Origin of the sequence: Mesorhizobium sp. B2-4-17 (assembly GCF_006441275.1) — a bacterium.
Classification (GTDB): domain Bacteria; phylum Pseudomonadota; class Alphaproteobacteria; order Rhizobiales; family Rhizobiaceae; genus Mesorhizobium.
Genome location: NZ_VFUX01000011.1, coordinates 103,877 through 119,696, shown reverse-complemented (window position 1 = coordinate 119,696; position 15,820 = coordinate 103,877). Strand labels below are relative to the sequence as shown.

General features: G+C 62.1%; 12 protein-coding genes. 7 read left to right on the top strand and 5 right to left on the bottom strand.

Annotated elements, in window-relative coordinates; genetic code table 11:
- Positions 1-25: 25 nt before the first annotated feature.
- From FJ548_RS11090 to FJ548_RS11080, 3 genes are all read right to left on the bottom strand, one after another.
- A complete protein-coding gene (locus FJ548_RS11090; RefSeq protein ID WP_140777885.1) occupies positions 26-1,522 on the bottom strand; it encodes a lipopolysaccharide biosynthesis protein in 1,497 nt (498 codons plus the stop codon).
- A 192-nt stretch (positions 1,523-1,714) separates the two neighbouring features.
- Entirely contained in the window at positions 1,715-2,509 is a 795-nt protein-coding gene (locus tag FJ548_RS11085; RefSeq protein WP_140695231.1) for a family 16 glycosylhydrolase, read from the bottom strand.
- A gap of 235 nt (positions 2,510-2,744) precedes the next feature.
- The gene (locus FJ548_RS11080; protein WP_140695234.1) at positions 2,745-4,061 is read right to left on the bottom strand and encodes a glycosyltransferase family 4 protein; all 1,317 of its coding nucleotides are present in this window, start codon (positions 4,059-4,061) and stop codon (positions 2,745-2,747) included.
- A 438-nt stretch (positions 4,062-4,499) separates the two neighbouring features.
- On the opposite strand from FJ548_RS11080, the gene FJ548_RS11075 reads away from it, so the two are divergent.
- From FJ548_RS11075 to FJ548_RS11050, 6 genes are all read left to right on the top strand, one after another.
- A complete protein-coding gene (locus FJ548_RS11075) occupies positions 4,500-5,672 on the top strand; it encodes a glycosyltransferase family 4 protein (RefSeq protein ID WP_140777884.1) in 1,173 nt (390 codons plus the stop codon).
- A gap of 15 nt (positions 5,673-5,687) precedes the next feature.
- Positions 5,688-6,677 carry a glycosyltransferase family 2 protein gene (locus tag FJ548_RS11070; protein WP_140777883.1) on the top strand — a complete coding sequence of 330 codons (990 nt, stop codon included), beginning with the start codon at positions 5,688-5,690 and terminating at the stop codon, positions 6,675-6,677.
- A complete protein-coding gene (locus FJ548_RS11065) occupies positions 6,677-7,627 on the top strand; it encodes a glycosyltransferase (protein WP_140764849.1) in 951 nt (316 codons plus the stop codon). The genes FJ548_RS11070 and FJ548_RS11065 overlap by 1 nt, the downstream gene beginning before the upstream one ends.
- Entirely contained in the window at positions 7,617-8,585 is a 969-nt protein-coding gene (locus tag FJ548_RS11060; protein ID WP_140777882.1) for a glycosyltransferase family 2 protein, read from the top strand. The genes FJ548_RS11065 and FJ548_RS11060 overlap by 11 nt, the downstream gene beginning before the upstream one ends.
- A 73-nt stretch (positions 8,586-8,658) precedes the next feature.
- Positions 8,659-9,555, top strand: a complete 897-nt coding sequence (locus FJ548_RS11055; RefSeq protein ID WP_140606800.1) for a UTP--glucose-1-phosphate uridylyltransferase — start codon at positions 8,659-8,661, stop codon at positions 9,553-9,555.
- A gap of 148 nt (positions 9,556-9,703) precedes the next feature.
- On the top strand, positions 9,704-12,091 hold the full coding sequence (locus tag FJ548_RS11050) for a polysaccharide biosynthesis tyrosine autokinase (RefSeq protein ID WP_140777881.1): 2,388 nt from the start codon (positions 9,704-9,706) through the stop codon (positions 12,089-12,091).
- A gap of 76 nt (positions 12,092-12,167) precedes the next feature.
- On the opposite strand, the gene FJ548_RS11045 is transcribed toward FJ548_RS11050, so the two are convergent.
- Both FJ548_RS11045 and FJ548_RS11040 read right to left on the bottom strand, forming a co-directional pair.
- Positions 12,168-13,265, bottom strand: coding sequence for an IS4 family transposase (locus tag FJ548_RS11045; RefSeq protein WP_140777880.1), 1,098 nt, complete (start codon positions 13,263-13,265; stop codon positions 12,168-12,170).
- A gap of 95 nt (positions 13,266-13,360) precedes the next feature.
- A complete protein-coding gene (locus tag FJ548_RS11040) occupies positions 13,361-14,626 on the bottom strand; it encodes an O-antigen ligase (RefSeq protein ID WP_140777879.1) in 1,266 nt (421 codons plus the stop codon).
- Between the two features lie 346 nt (positions 14,627-14,972).
- Here FJ548_RS11040 and FJ548_RS11035 point away from each other — a divergent pair, with 346 nt between their 5' ends.
- Positions 14,973-15,725: an SDR family NAD(P)-dependent oxidoreductase gene (locus FJ548_RS11035; RefSeq protein WP_140777878.1), complete on the top strand. Its 753-nt coding sequence runs from the start codon at positions 14,973-14,975 to the stop codon at positions 15,723-15,725.
- Positions 15,726-15,820 lie beyond the last annotated feature (95 nt).

Below are 15,820 nucleotides of genomic sequence, written 5' to 3'. Positions count from 1 at the left end.
GGGATAATGGTCGAAAGCGCCGAAATTATTGCGCTTCACGCGGTGTCGCCGCCGGCGGCCTTGCCGGCAACATTTTCAGAGCCTCGCGCAAGGCCTCACGGCCGGGTGCGAACACCAGCGCGACGACGATGGTGATGGCGTAGGCGAGCACGGCACCGCTGGCCAGGGCGACGACATGCTGCTGCGGCAAGACCGGCTTGATCAGCCAGACCGCCGCCAGCGCCAGATGCGCGCCGAGCACGAATGGCGTTGCTCCGCGCAGCACATGGCTGGCCCGCAGCGGTCCGCTCTTGCCGACATAGAGCCACAGGAAGGGCGTGCGCAGATACTCGCTGACCGCATAGGCTACCGCCACCCCGAGCGCGCCATAGGGCAAGCCAATTGCGAAGGCGATCACCGAGGTCACGGCCGTGATGATGCCCCAGCGCATGAAGTCGCCGGAGCGGCCCTGGCTGACGAAAAGCCAGCCCGCCGGGTTGTTGAGTGGCTGCAGCAGGCCGGCAAAGCCGAGCGCCAGGAAGATCGGGGCGCTTTCACGCCACTGCTCGCCGAGCACGAAGGGGATCAGCACGTCCGACATCGCGGTGGCGAAGGCGACGCCGGGCAGCGCCACCAGCAGGATCAGCGGCATGACGCGCAGATAGGCGCTGCGGTAGCGGTCTGGCTCGTCCTTGAGCCTGGAGAGCGCCGGCACCATGACCTTCGACAAGGGATTGGTGATTTGGCTGAGCGGGAACAGAAGCAGCTTGTAGGCGCGGTCATACAGGCCGAGCTGGGCCTCGCCCCAGTATTTGCCAATCAGCACGTTATCGAGGTTGCGGGCAAAGAAATTGGCGAAATTGAAGCCGGTGATGCCGGCGCCGAAATTGATCAGCTCGCTGATGCCCGCCACCTTGCGCGGCAGGCCGGGCCGCCAGCGCGAACTGGCCCAGTAGCAGAGCGTCGGCAGCACGGCGCCGGTCAGTGTGCCGGCAAAAAGCGCCCAATAGGAGCGGTCGATGAAGGTCCAGGCGATCGAAACCGCCAACCCCGCGACCGCGCTGGCGACATCGATGATCGCCAGGCGCCCGAACTGCATGCGGCGCGTCAAAAGCGCCAGATGCTGGGCGCCGAGCCCATAGGCCATGATCTGCAGTCCGAACGCGGCCACCAGGCCGGTCACGCGCGGCTCGCCATAGAAGGCGGCGACCAGCGGCGCCGCACCCGCCAGCACGCAGGCCAGCACGGCGCTGACGGCGACGTTGATCCAGAAGAGGTAGTTCACCTCCTCATGCCGGATGACGGATTTCTGGATCGTCGCCTGGGTCAGGCCGAAATCCTGGAACAGCGCGATGAAGGCCAGCACCGGCGCGCACATCGCCACGACGCCGAAATCCTGCGGCGAAAGCAGCCGCGACAGCACGATGACGGATACGATCTGTGTTGCGACCCGCACCGACTGCGACAGCGCGGTAACCACCGCGCCACGCCCGACCGATTTGCGCAGAGAGCCTTCTGGCGGATCGAATGGATTGGCTTCCAAATTCAGGATTCCTGATCTTTGCGCGGATTCCAAAATCCGAAATCCACCACCGCCGCCGCCCACAAACTACGGCAATAATTTTGCAGCGCAACAGAAAACGTGGAATGCCGCACCAAGAATATTGCAATGCAGCATATCCGGCGCATATGCCTTGATGCTCGACAAAGCAGCCTTGGTGCCGTGAAGTTTAGCTCATTGGCCGACGTCGCTGCGCCTGTATCCGTGAAGTGTCATGACCAGTCTTTCCGAGGGGGCCATTGGCTCCCATTTGCCGGCCCAACGCGGATCCATGACCGCGCCTGCCGCCACCCACAGGTCGAAATACGGCTGCATGGGCTTGTTCGGAAAGGCTCCGCCGGGGGTATCGGCCGGCGTTACGACGGCCACTTCCTTGCCGTCGATGAAGAAGGCAACTCTTTTCCCGGCCTCGTATTGCATGGCCAGGCGATATCGTTTGCCCGAGAGGTCGCCAGACTGGATCAATTTCATCCAAACGGTCTTGTGCTGATTGTCGACGTTGGCCCAGACCGTAAGCTGCATCCCCTTGGTGCCGACGATCTCAAAGTCGACTTCCTCATGGGCCTTGTCGTTGAAAATCCAAAGCGGCGCCGCGATTAGCCCTGGCTTCATCGAGGGAAGCGTTACGTCCACTTCCCATTTTGCCGATGAGGAAGCGGAGTTGGCGCCGGACACTACCTGCGCGGATGCCTTCTCGCTGACGGTAAGCTGAAGGGAGCCGTCGACGATTTTGACGTTCGCGGCTTTCCAGTCGTAGCCTCCAAGCTTGGGTTCGCTCCACTGCGATGGCACGAAGGGATTGCTGTATTTCCAAAGTTGTAGCCTGACACCCGACCAGTCGGGAAGCTTGTCGAGGGTAACGTTCCCGCTTCCCGCCGTGCCGCTTTCAGCCAGTGCAGGCCCGGCAACCCACTGCATGGCCGTGGAGGCCGCCAGAAGCGTCAGGAATTGTCTGCGTGTGGAATTCATCGCTAGCCTCCATTGGGTCGCCTTGACCTTGTCAGCGGCGACGATGCCAAGCCGGGCGTTCGATGCGGCCTAGGTCGTTCTAGTGCATGGACACCACTTTGATGATCGAGCCGTACACCAAAGATAAGGCGATTGTTTGCTGCATTGCGTCAAAAATGTTGCACTGCGGAAAGGGCCTTTCGTGTCAGGAGATTTCCGGCTGGCGCGGCAGCAACTGCAACTCCTGGAGAGACGCTCAAGCCGCGGAGGCTGTTGGGGGGTGGGTTTGTCCACTGCATTCTTGCCTGCCAGGTTCAAACTGCGATGAACCGAGTCGAACGGTTTCAAGCTGCAAGGACTGGGGAGATGCAACATCGAGGGCAGGATCGAGTTGAACAGACTCGCGCACGCTTTCCAATGCGACACGATCGTAAAGCGCATCGAGAAACGCGTCCGCGGATTCTAACCCGAACATGGTCTCCGCGGTCCTGCGGGCATCGCGCCGGAGCGGCTCCATCAAGGCGGGTTGCCCTATATACGGCTTCAATCGTTCGATGGCCAAACTGGCGAGCCGCTCGACCTCGTCACGGAAATATTCGGCATATTTCGCCTCCCCCCGCGAGTCGTATCCCGGACTCCACCAATCGCCGATGTCGTTGAGCCTGACAGGCAGGGCAATCCCGTTGACGCCGTCCTCAAGGAATTCCGGCAAGGCGCAGACCTTTGTTCCAAGAACCGGAGTGTGCTCGGACATGGATTCCAGCGCTGAATAGCCGAAGGTATCGCCAAACGTGGCGAGGATGCCGAAGTGCGAGTTGCGCAGCAAGTGTCGCACCGATCGGTTGGGCAACACCCCGTGATGCTGGACGTTTCTCAGTTCGAGCAGCTTGATATAGGGGTCGAAGAATCCCGGGCTTGTCGGATCCGTCCATATATGGCCGCCAACCTGGAGACTTGAGACAATGTTTACCCGGATGGGCAATTTCTGCTGGATGGCCTTTTCGGCGATCTTGACTGCAACGCATCCGCCCTTGCGGCCAAAGTTAGCGCCGACAAATGTCAGCACCAGTTCCTCGGCGCTGTTTTCGGACATCGCATCTTCCGTCGCGGGCACCACGATGCTCGGGTGGCGGACCAATAGCTTTTCCGTCAGGAGGCCGATTTCCGGATTGTCGCTGTGCTGGGCCAGAAAACTTCTGCGGGCAAAATGCGACAGTGCGATAATGCGACGGCAATTTGGGCTGGCAATCCGCGACCTCAGGTAGCTGGCCATCAACCCGCGTTTGCGAAGGGCAAACTGTCGCGGCAAATGAGATTCAAACGACATGATGTACTTGGAGGAATTGATCGGTATCCGGTTGAATGCATGCACCATGTCGACAGACAAGGCAGGTTCGATCAGCGTCACGCCTTCCAGCTTGGATGAGACCAGATTCAATGGCAGAAATCGCTGGCGCAGGATCGTATGCCTTGATGCTCGCGGCGTGACGAAGCTGGTCGGATACTTATCGTCAAAGATGGCGATGCGAAGAGACTTGCCCATACTGAACCACTCGTCTTCAAGTAGCGGCATCGGGGATTTCGCAAGCTATTCCAATGATGCAGAAAGCTTGCTGCCGCGCTGCAACAAAATGCAAGAGCGGATCCCTAGCCAAACTCAAGGCCCAACTTTCCTGACGAGAGTTCAACACCGTTTTGTGTTGCAGTGCAATACTAATTTAGCAATTGCTTAAACTTCAGCTCGGCTGCCGGATGGGGAGCGATTTGGGCTGATGTGATCGTCATGTTGCGGGGATTGCAAGCAAAATGCCTCGTTTCCGGGCGCGTCAGGCCATGCCGCCTCCCCGATGGTTCGATTGTGTGGCCGCGCCCGCGCTGCCAAAATTGGGTCATATGTTTTGTGCAGTGCGGTACAGATGGGTAATTTTGCTACGCCGCACCAAAAATGTTGCGATGCAGCAAGAGCTGTACTAGCATCCCCTTGGGTGGGTCAAACAGCGGTCGAGTTTTCATGCTGCATGTCTTGTACCTGGTGCACGATGTTTCCGATCCGGCGGTTCGCCGGCGGATCGGAATGCTCAGGACAGGCGGCGCCCGGGTCACCCTGGCGGGCTTCCGCCGCACCGCGGCCCCCATCGCCGACATCGAAGGGTTGCGGCCGATCGACCTTGGCGCGACACGCGACGGCCGATTCGCCCAACGCCTGACAGCGGTGGCGAAAGCGGCGGTTTCGATAGGTTCTAAGCTCGGCGGCATGCCGAAGCCCGATCTCATCATCGCGCGCAATCTGGAAATGCTGGCGCTTGCCCGCCGCGCCAGGTCGGTTTTCGGCGCTGCGGTGCCGATCGTCTATGAATGCCTCGATATCCATCGCCTGGTGCTCCGCGATGATGTCCTCGGCAAGGCGTTGCGCGCCACCGAGCGGCATCTGGCGCGCGACGTGAAGCTGCTGGTGACTAGTTCGCCCGCCTTCATCGCCAATTACTTCAAGCCCTTCCGCCAGGTCGCCGCACCCGTCGAGTTGGTCGAGAACAAATATTTCGAGGCAGCAGTGATCTTGCCCGGTGAGCGCGAGCCGGTCGAAGCGCCTGTCGCCCCGCCGTGGCGTATCGGCTGGTTCGGAGCGCTGCGCTGCCGCCAATCGCTGGAGTTGCTGGCCGATTTCACGCGCCGCATGGAGGGGCGCTTCGAGGTCGTGCTGCGCGGCCGCCCGGCTCTGTCCGAATTCCCCGATTTCCACGGCTTCGTCGAAGCCGAGCCGTGGTTGTCCTTTGGTGGCCCATACCGCAATCCGGAAGACATGGCGGCGATCTATCGGGACATCCATTTCTCCTGGGCAATCGATTTTTTCGAAGCGGGTCAGAACTCGGAATGGCTGCTGCCCAACCGCCTCTATGAAGGCTGCCGCTTCGGGGCGGTGCCGATCTCGATGGCCCATACCGAAACGGGACGGTTCCTCAGCCAACAGGATATCGGCGTCCTTCTGCCGAACGCCACGCCACACGCGCTCGAAACAGCACTCGGCACGATGGAGGGGCACCGCTTCGGCCGACTGAAGGCGCGCGTGCTTGCCCATAATCCGAGAATGTGGAGCTACGACCGCGGCGACTGCAGCGCACTGGTCGAGAAACTGCGCCGCCTGACCACCGTGCACGAGCCCTTCGCGACCGAAGCCCTGGCATAGGAGGGACTTTGCCTGATGACGCAAGCGCTTCCCTCCAGCCTGATCGTGATCCCCTGCCTGAACGAAGCAGCCCATATCGGTGCGCTGCTCGACCAACTTTGCCCGGCGGCGGCAAGGCTTGGCGCCCGCATCGTCGTTGCCGATGGCGGCAGCACCGACGGCACGCTGGCCATTGTCGGCGAGCGCCTGAAGAAAGACCCGCGCATCATCCTGCTCCACAATGAAAAACGCATCCAGAGCGCGGCGATCAACCTTGCGGTGGTCAGGTTCGGCGAGGGCGCCGAGTATCTGATCCGCATCGACGCCCACGGCGGCTATCCCGACGACTATTGCGACCGGCTGGTTGAGGAGGCGCTTGCCACCGGTGCCGATTCGGTCGTGGTTTCGATGCTGACCAGCGGCAGCGGCGCGGTCCAGAAGGCGACCGCCGCGGCGCAGAATTCCAAGCTCGGCACCGGGGGCTCCAAGCACCGTCATCTCTCCGCCGGAGAGTGGGTCGACCACGGCCATCACGCGCTGATGCGGATCTCCGCCTTGCAGACCGTCGGCGGCTATGACGAGACGTTCAGCCACAATGAGGATGCCGAGCTCGACTATCGGCTGCGGCAGGCCGGCTACAGGATCTGGATGAGCGGCAGGACGCAGATGGTCTACTATCCGCGCGCTTCGCTCAAAGGTCTCTATTTCCAGTACCTTGGCTATGGCCGCGGCCGTGCCAAGAACGTGCTGAAGCACCGCGTCATCCCGAAGGTCCGGCAGATGGTGCCGCTGCTGGTTTTTCCGGTGGTTCTTCTGGCCGCCTTCTCCTTCGTGCACTGGATCGCGGCGGTGCCGCTGCTGATCTGGGCGTCGGTATGCCTGAGCTATGGTTTGGTGACGGCGGTCGGCGAGCGCAATGCCGATATCGCGCTGGCCGGCGTTTCGGCCATGGTCATGCATTTCGGCTGGTCCGTCGGATTCTGGCTGCAACTTCTCGGCCTCGGCGCGCGACGCGGGGTGGCGTGATGGCGCCTCAGGCCAAGAACCGCAGCATCGACATCGGCGTGTGCACGTTCCGGCGTCCGGAATTGGCCGACACGCTGCGCTCGCTCGCCGCCATGGACATGCCAGAAGGTTTCGATGTCGGCGTTATCGTCGCCGACAATGACGACACGCCGAGCGCCAGGGATCTGGTCACGGCGTTGTCGCGGGAACTGGCCTTGCCGATCCGTTACAAGCATTGCCCGGCGCGCAACATCTCGATCGCCCGCAACGCCTGTCTCGACACCAGCGAGGCGGATTTCCTCGCCTTCATCGACGACGACGAGACCGCCACGGCTTCCTGGCTTGCCGAACTGGTCGCGACGGCTGAGAAAAGTGGCGCCGCCGCCGTGCTCGGCCCGGTGCGGGCACTTTATCGCCCGGATGCGCCGGACTGGATGCGCCGCGGCGATTTCCATTCGACCTTGCCCGTCTGGGTGCGGGGCGAAATCCGCACCGGCTACACCTGCAACGTTCTGCTCCGCATGGGATATGACAGCCTGCGTGGCCGCCGCTTCAGCCTGGCGCGCGGCCAGACCGGCGGCGAGGACACCGAGTTCTTCGACCAGATGGTCAAGGCAGGCGGGCGGATCGCCTTTTCAAAGGAAGCGTGGGTGGACGAGGTAGTGCCACGCGCCAGGGCCGCGTTCGACTGGCTTGGCCGGCGTCGCTTCCGGGTCGGGCAGACACATGGTCATCTCCTGGGCAACAACGCCGGCGGCATCAGCCTGGTCAAACAGGTCGGCCTTGCCGCGGCAAAGGCGGCCTATTGCTTCGCCGCCGCGCTTCCAGTTGTCGCCAGTCCGGTGCGCAGGAACCGCAGCGTACTGCGCGGCATCATGCATGTCGGCGTCGTCAGCGGACTTGTCGGCATCCGCGAAATCCGGCTCTACGGTCAGCCCACTCCACGGGAAGGAGGCAAGCGTGCAGCCTGACGCCTCCTTCGTCCCGGACGTTTCCTTCGTCATCGCCGCCTACAATGCCGAGGCCACCCTTGACCGGGCGATCGCCAGCGCCATCGCGCAGAAGGGTGTCAGCGTCGAGATCATCGTCGTCGACGACCAGTCGAGCGACACCACGCTCGATGTGGCGCGGGCCTATCCCGAGGAAATCGTGCGCGTCGTCGCGCTCACCACAAATCGTGGTCCCGGCGGGGCCAGGAATGCCGGGCTCGACGTCGCCCGCGGCAGGTGGATCGCGGTTCTCGATGCCGATGACGCCGTCTTTCCGGGCCGCATAGCCGCCATGATCGGCCGCGCCGAAAAGGCGGGCGCCCAGATCGCCGTTGACAACCTCCAGATCGTCCGCGAGGACGGCGTCGTCGAAGACGCGATGTTCCCGCGGCAGTATCTCGAAGGCCTGCGCGAGATTTCGCTGGCCACCTACATCGCCGGCAACGTCGTCTTCGAATCGAAGTTCAATCTCGGCTACCTCAAGCCGATCTTCCAGCGCCGGTTCCTCGATGAAAACCGGCTTCGCTATGATGAGAAACTGAGGATCGGCGAGGACTACATCCTGTTTGCCGACGCCTTGGCCAAGGGCGGCAGATGCGTGGTCGAACCCGCCATCGGCTATGCCTACCACATACGCAGCGGCTCCATCTCCCGTGTGCTCGAGCTTCACCATGTCGAAGCGATGCGCGAGGCGGACGCCGTATTCTCTCGGACCCATCGTATGGATGAGGCAGCCCAGGCTGCCTTCGCCCGGCGCGGCCGCAGCCTGCGCAAGGCGGCCTCCTTCCTGTCGATGGTCCAGCACATCAAGGCGCGGTCCCCGCTCAAGGCGATCCGGACCGCGCTCAGCGACCCGGCGGCGGTCAGGCATATGGGCATGCCGATCGCCGTGCGGTTGCGAAGAGTAGCGGCACAGTTTGCCGTGGGGGCGGGGAGGTGAAGATGCAGGCACATGGAGGGATTTTTCGTGGCCTGCTAATGGATGCAGTCGATCTCCTCAGAAGGAATTTGCAATGAAGAAAATCAGGAAGGCCGTGATACCGGTGGCGGGGCTTGGGACGCGGTTCCTGCCGGCGACCAAGTCGATGCCGAAGGAAATGCTTCCCGTCGTCGACAGGCCTGTCGTGCAATATGCGGTGGACGAGGCCTTCGAGGCCGGCATCGAGCACATCGTGTTCGTGACCGGCCGCAACAAGGCGGTCATCGAGGACTATTTCGACCTGCATCCGGAATTGATCGGAACCCTGGAGCAGACCGGCAAGAAGGCGCAATTGCAGTCGCTGGAAAGCCTTTTGCCCGTGGCCGGCGCCACCAGCTTCATCCGTCAGCAATCGCCGCAGGGCCTCGGCCACGCCGTCTGGTGCGCGCGCGACGTTATCGGCAACGAACCCTTCGCCCTGCTCTTGCCTGACATGGTCTCCTTCGGCGGGCGCGGATGTTTGGCCGAGATCACCGATCTCTACGAGGAAACCGGTGGCAACGTCATCGCCGTCGAGCGCTGCGATCCGAGCGAAACCAATAAATACGGCATTGTCGGCCGGGGCGCCGACATTGGCGGCGGCTTCGAGGTGACGGCCATGATTGAAAAGCCGGCGCCGGCCAACGCGCCGTCGAACTTCTACATCAACGGCCGCTACATCCTGCAGCCCGAGATCTTCGCGCTGCTCGGCAACCAGCAACGCGGCGCCGGCAACGAGATCCAGCTGACGGACGCCATGGTGCGTCTGGCAAAGGACCAGCCGTTCTTCGCCCAGCCCTTCAACGGCCGTATGTTCGACTGCGGGTCGAAAGAAGGGTTCATCCAGGCCAATGTCGCTTTCGCGCTGGCGCGAGACGACATGAAAGGCCCGGTTTTCGAGATGCTCCGGGCGTTCGTCCGGTCGCATGAACGCCAGGAAGAAGCCGCATAATGCCCATCTTTCGGGAGCATTGTCGGATGGCTGACGGCGGAGGGGCCAGCCGGCTTACCGCTGTCCGGCATGAAGCTTATGCCGCGCCCGGCAATGCTCCCGATCGTCCCGGGGCCTGTGCGCTAGACAAGCCAGAATTGGACCGAAGATGAATTATGCCAACTTTCCTCTCGACAAGAGGATGCCATTGCCGAATTCGGATGCAGGAGACGGCGAAGACTTCATCGATATCGAGCGGCTGCTTGGCATGGCCGCACGACAGGCCAAGGTCGTCGGCGTATGCGCCGTCATCGGTCTTTTCCTTGGCATGCTCTATATCCAGACCACGCCGCCCAAATATCAGTCTTACGCCTCGGTGCTCATCGACGAGGGCCTGAACAAGATCGTCGACGACATTTCGGCTGCGTCGACAACGATGCAGACCGATTCCGCCATTCTGAGCCAGATCGAGATTCTGACCTCGACGCGGCTTGCCGCCGTGGTCGTCGACAAGCTCAAGCTGGACCAGAACGATACGTTCATGAACCCGCCCCAGTCGGCGCTTGCCCAGGGCGTCGACCTGGTCCGCGGCATGATCCAGTATTTTCGCCCCAGCCCTCCCATGCCGGGCATCGGTGACATCAGCAAGCTCGACCCGGCCGCGCGCGACGCGCTGATCGCCACGTCGCGCCGCGATTACGCGATCCTCAAGCTGCAGAACGAGATCCGGGCTGATCGCGTCGGACGAAGCTACGTCATCGCGCTTGGCTACCAGGCGACGGATCCGGCGCTGGCGACAGCGATCACCAAGGCCTATGCCGACGCCTATCTCGCCGATCAGCTCGATGCCAGCTTCGACGCCACCGAGCGTGCGGCGGTCTGGCTGCAGGGCAGGTTGACGGAACTGCGCGAGAGCTCGCAGGCGGCATCGCTCGCGGTCGAGAAATTCAGGGCCGAACACGGACTGTCCGCGAACAGCGACGGCCAGTTGATGAGCGACAAGCAGCTCGCCGACCTGAACGCCCAGCTCATCGTGGCGCAGGCCGATACTGCACGCGCCAGCGCCCGCTACCAGCAATACAAGACGATCGTCGACAGTGGCTCCGACAATGCTTTCAAGGATGCCGCTATATCGAGCGACCAGCCGAGCAGCTCGGTCATATCGGCGCTCAAGACGCGCTACCTCACGGTCGCCAAGCGGCAGCAGGACGTCGAAGCGAATTTCGGACCGCAGCATCCCCAGGCGGTGGCGCTCGCCAAGGAAAAGGCCGACATATCGGCGCAGATATTCGGCGAGCTGAAGCAGCTCACCGAAAGCTATCGCAACGAATATGAGGTGGCGCTGGCGCGCGAGACCGCGCTCAGGGCCAATGTCGCCGCCGCACAAGGCAAGAGTTCCATCGACAACCAGTCGCAGGTCAAACTGCGCGACCTGGATCAGAAGGCAACGGCACTCACCACGCTCTATCAGACGTTCCTCGGCCGCTACGAGGAGGCCGCGCAGCAGCAATCCTTCCCGGTTGGCAAGATCCGCATCATCTCGGATGCCTCGACGCCGCTCTCCGCCTCGAGCCCGCGCACCATCATCGTGCTCGGACTTTCGCTCGTGCTCGGCGTTCTGATGGGCGCCGGCTTCGGCGGCCTCAACGAGTTCAACGAGCGCTTCTTCAGGACCGGCGAGGAAGTGCGCGACCGCGTCGGCCTCAAGTTCCTCGGCTATCTGCCGACCATCGGCAGCAAACCCGCCAAGGAGGACAAGCCAGCCGACGGTCAGCCTGACGTCAAGGCGGCCAGGTCGCCGGCGGCCATCGAAAGGCGGGCGCGCATGAGGGTGAGCGTCGATGCTCCGGCATCGATGTTCGCCGAAACGTTGCGCAGCGCCAAGATCGCCTTCGATGTCGTGCTGGAAGGGCAAGGCAGCCGCGTCATCGGCGTCATCTCGGTGCTTCCCGGCGAAGGCAAGTCGACGGTCGCGGCCAATCTCGCCGGGCTGCTTGCCGCCAACGGCGCCAGGACGCTGCTCATCGACGGTGACCTGCGCAATCCGGGCCTCAGCCGCGGCCTTGGCATGGAGGCCGACCAGGGGCTGATGGAAGCGGTGGTGAGTGGCCAGACCTGGCAGTCGGTCGGCAAGATCGACCGGCAGACCAAGCTGGCCATCATCCCAGCCGCGTCGCGCGGGCACTTCTCGCACACCAGCGAGCTGCTTTCCTCGGCCGGGATGCGGCGCTTCATCGAGAACGCCAAGGAGACGTTCGAATACATTGTCGTCGACCTGCCGCCGCTCGGGCCGGTTGTCGACGCTAAGGCCTTCGCGCCACTCGTCGATGGCTTCGTGCTGGTCACCGAGTGGGGGCGCACGCCGCGCGCCATGGTGCGGTCGATGCTGGAATCCGAACCCTATGTCGCCAACAAGATCGTCGGCATGGTGTTGAACAAAGTCGACCTGAAGAAGCTGGCCAAATACGGATCGTTCGGGGCCTCGGAGAAATTCTTCGACAAATACTCGACCTACTATCTCGACAAGTCGGAAGTGCGCAGCAAGGCAACCGTCTAGAGCAATTACAGGAAAAGTGCGTAGCGGTTTTCCATCGGGGATTGCGTCTCATCGTTCCATGTTCACAGTACACGGCTCATGGGATTTTGAAGCGTTTTGGGAATTGGTTTTGCCAGGCGCGGACGGCGTTTTGGGGTGCGAAGGTGATCCATGCCCTGAGCGCGTCGAGGCCGGTTCGGAACCACGACTTCTCGCGTCGGCCATGGACCTTTCGCTTGATTGCCTTCAGGCCCATGGTTCGAGTTGCGCATCGATAGGCCCAGGTTACGGCAATGGCGAGGATGGCGGTCAGGGTGTCGATCTTGTCTGGCGCGGTCATTCTGGTGTCTTCCATGTCGAAGCCGCGTGTCTTGGTATCGGCGAACAGGCATTCGACGGCCCAACGGTCCTTATAGGCGCTTATTGCCGCCTTGGCGTTGGGGCTGTTGGTCATGACGATCAGCCATTCGCCTTGCTGGCCTTTTCTGCCGTCGATCCATTTGGCGGCGAAGGACAGAGCGGTGGATGCATCGGGCAAGCTGGCTTCGAAGGTGGTGAGGCTGCGGCTCTTGCGGCGGCGGCGACGCAGCAGCGACTTGATCGTCCAGAGCCGTCCATCGGCCAGGGCAACGCACTGGCCCTGCTTGACGCGAATGGCGAATGGGACCTTGTTTTCCATAAGGAATTTGACCCAATCGGCGCCAATGACTTCGCGATCGGCGAGCAGCAGCTCGATCGAGGCCGCCCCGAACAGGCTGAGATAACGTCGCGTCAGTTCGATGCGCTGGCCGGTGTTGCTGCTGCCCTGGTGATCAATCACCGCCCACAGCAGCGGCACGCGGAAGCGCCGCGTCACGATGGCCAGCATGAGAATGTTGATGTCCTTGCAGCCGACTTTCCAGTTGGTGCGGTCGAGCGCCAAGCATTTGGGCCGCGACAGGTTCAGCATCCGCACCACGAGCTGCGCGACAACCGCCTGATCCAGCCGGATCGACTGGAAGAAACGCTGCAGGCGGCGATAGTTCGAACCATGCTGCGCGGCTCCCGGGAAGCGACTCGCGACATGGCTCAGATTGACCGTGCGGCCCTGAACCAGCGCCACGATCAGAACCGCCAGCGTTTCCAGGCGCGAATTGCGCAGCACGAAATGACGTTTTAGGGTCTCAATGAGGGCGGCGTGAACCGTGCTTGGCATGGGAGGATCCTTTTGGCGAAGAATCCCCTATTCAAAGCACTTCAAACCGTCCTCACCCTTGCGTCGTGTACCGTGGCCGCTCTACGCCAATTTGGTCAACCTTGTGCGGGTTTTGCTTCGGCAGGCCCAACTGGAACCCGTCGACGCTGCATGACCGGCACCGGCGCGAGCTTGAAGAAGCTGTAGTACAGCAGAAACGACCCCATGATGTAGGGGCTGAGAATGTCGACCTCGACGAAGGAACGGATCAGGAGCAGCACCATCACGCCGGCCAGCACCACAGGCTCGGGCTGCCATGTCCTGAGAACCACGGCCGCGAGGTGACCAAGGAGCGTGCGCAGGATGATCAGCGAGATCATCACCGCGCCGACAAAGCCGAGCTCGACCAGGGCTTCGATATAGGTGTTGTGGAAATGGAACCCGCTGCGGGCGGTGATGTAGAACTCATTCCACAGCCGCTCGGCCTCGGCGAAACCCTGCACCCAATAGGCGGCATAACCAACGCCGAGGATCGGAGATTTCTGCACGGCGCTCCAGCCCTGCTCCCACAGATATGTCCGCCCGGTGAGCGTCGAATCCTTGCCGAAGATGCCAAGCACGAAGTCCATGAGTCCGAGGTTCAAGGCGACAATGGCAACCACCCCGATCAGCCCGGCGCCGATCAGGACAATCACCCGGCGATAGCGCCGTGACAGAAGCTTGCTCATGGCAAGAAGCGCGATCAACGCCAGGACCGCCGGTATCGAGGCTACCGAGGTGGCCGAATGCGAGATGGCCAGAAGGTAGCCCGACAGCAGCACCACGGGCATCGCCAGGATGAAGCTCAGCCGTCCGCGCCGCAGAAAGGCGAGGAACACCACGGAAAAATAGATGCCGAGCGAGGAGACGAACCCGATCTGGTTCTTGGACGCAAAGGCGCCAACGAAATTGTAGGTGCCGTCGAGGACGTCCTCGGAATAGCCCCCGACCTTCAGCGAATAAAGCAGGACGACGAAGATCCCGATCAACGCACCGATCGTCAGGGTGCGCACGCTGACGGTGCGCGCGGCCACGTAGGCACAGGCGATATGGGAAAAATACTGGACGGCGGTCCTCGCGGTGATGCCGGGCGCCTGCGACCAGAAGACGGAGGAGCAGATATAGGCCGCGAACAGCAGCGGCAGCCAGGCGCTGGACAGTTGCCGCAGAAACCGCCGGTAGTCGACGAGGATGAGCGGCAGCCAGACGGCGTAGTAGGCCAGGATCATCATCTGGCCGAAAATCACGGAGTAGGAAAACGCCCAGATAGAGACAGCCACGGCAAAGCTGCCATAGACCGAGTTCTTCTGGGGATCGATCAGCAGGGATTTTGGGATCTTCATCTCAGAGTCCCGTCGACGCGGCGCGGGGCGGGCAATCCACAAGCCAGCCGGCATATCCGCAAACAGGGGCGTACAATAAACGGCGTCTCCATTGTGCAGTGCAATATAATCTATCGCACCCTGTGCTCAATGGCAAATCCGGTCACCTTGTCTTACAGCGGGGCGATCGACGAGATCAGCCGGTTGCCCTGCGACATCCATCCGGCGGCGATCACTTCGGGGTTGCTCCCAGGCATTGGCCCAGACGATCGGCCTGCATGCCGGCTTGAACTTGCCTGGCAGCAACCTCACAGTCACCTGGAGGTCAGACGGCCGATCGCGGCCGATCACGACAGGGGAAGATCGGATGCCTATGAGTTTCGCGGGACGGTTCGCTGGCCGGTCGGCTGTCATCACCGGCGGGGCCTCGGGCATCGGCCTGGCCGTTGCGCAAAGGATCCTCGACGAGAGCGGACGCGTGAGCGTCTGGGATCGTGATCCGGCCCAGATCGATCAGGCGAAAACCGTTATTCCCGGCCTGCACGCCGTGACGTTGGACGTTGCCGATGCGGCCGGTGTGAAGGCCGCCGCACGGTCGACGATCGAAGCGCTTGGCGGCGTCGATATCCTGGTCACCAGCGCGGCCATCACCGGGCCGAACATGACGACCTGGGCCTATTCGGTCGACGATTGGCAGCGGGTCATCGACATCAACATCAACGGCGTCTTTTATTGCAACAAGGCGCTCGTGCCGCACATGCTCGAGCGCAATTATGGCCGCATCGTCAACATCGCCTCGATCGCCGGCAAGGAAGGTAATCCCAACGCTTCCGCCTACAGCACCTCGAAGGCTGCGGTGATCGGCCTGACCAAGTCGCTCGGCAAGGAACTGGCCAAGACCAAGGTGACGGTGAATTGCGTGACGCCGGCGGCCGTACGCACCGCGATCTTCAGGCAGATGAGCCAGGAGCACATCGACTTCATGCTGTCCAAGATACCGATGGCGCGCTTCGGCGAGGTCGACGAGGTGGCGGCCCTGATCTGCTGGATCGCCTCGGAGGAGTGCTCGTTCACCACGGCTGCCGTCTTCGACGTTTCCGGCGGCCGCGCCACCTACTGACGGCACAACAAATCCGCGTGACAAGGCAACGAATGGAGCCTGGCCGGCATATATAGTTGGCAATGCAGGCATGCGATCGGCAAATAGTCGTGACT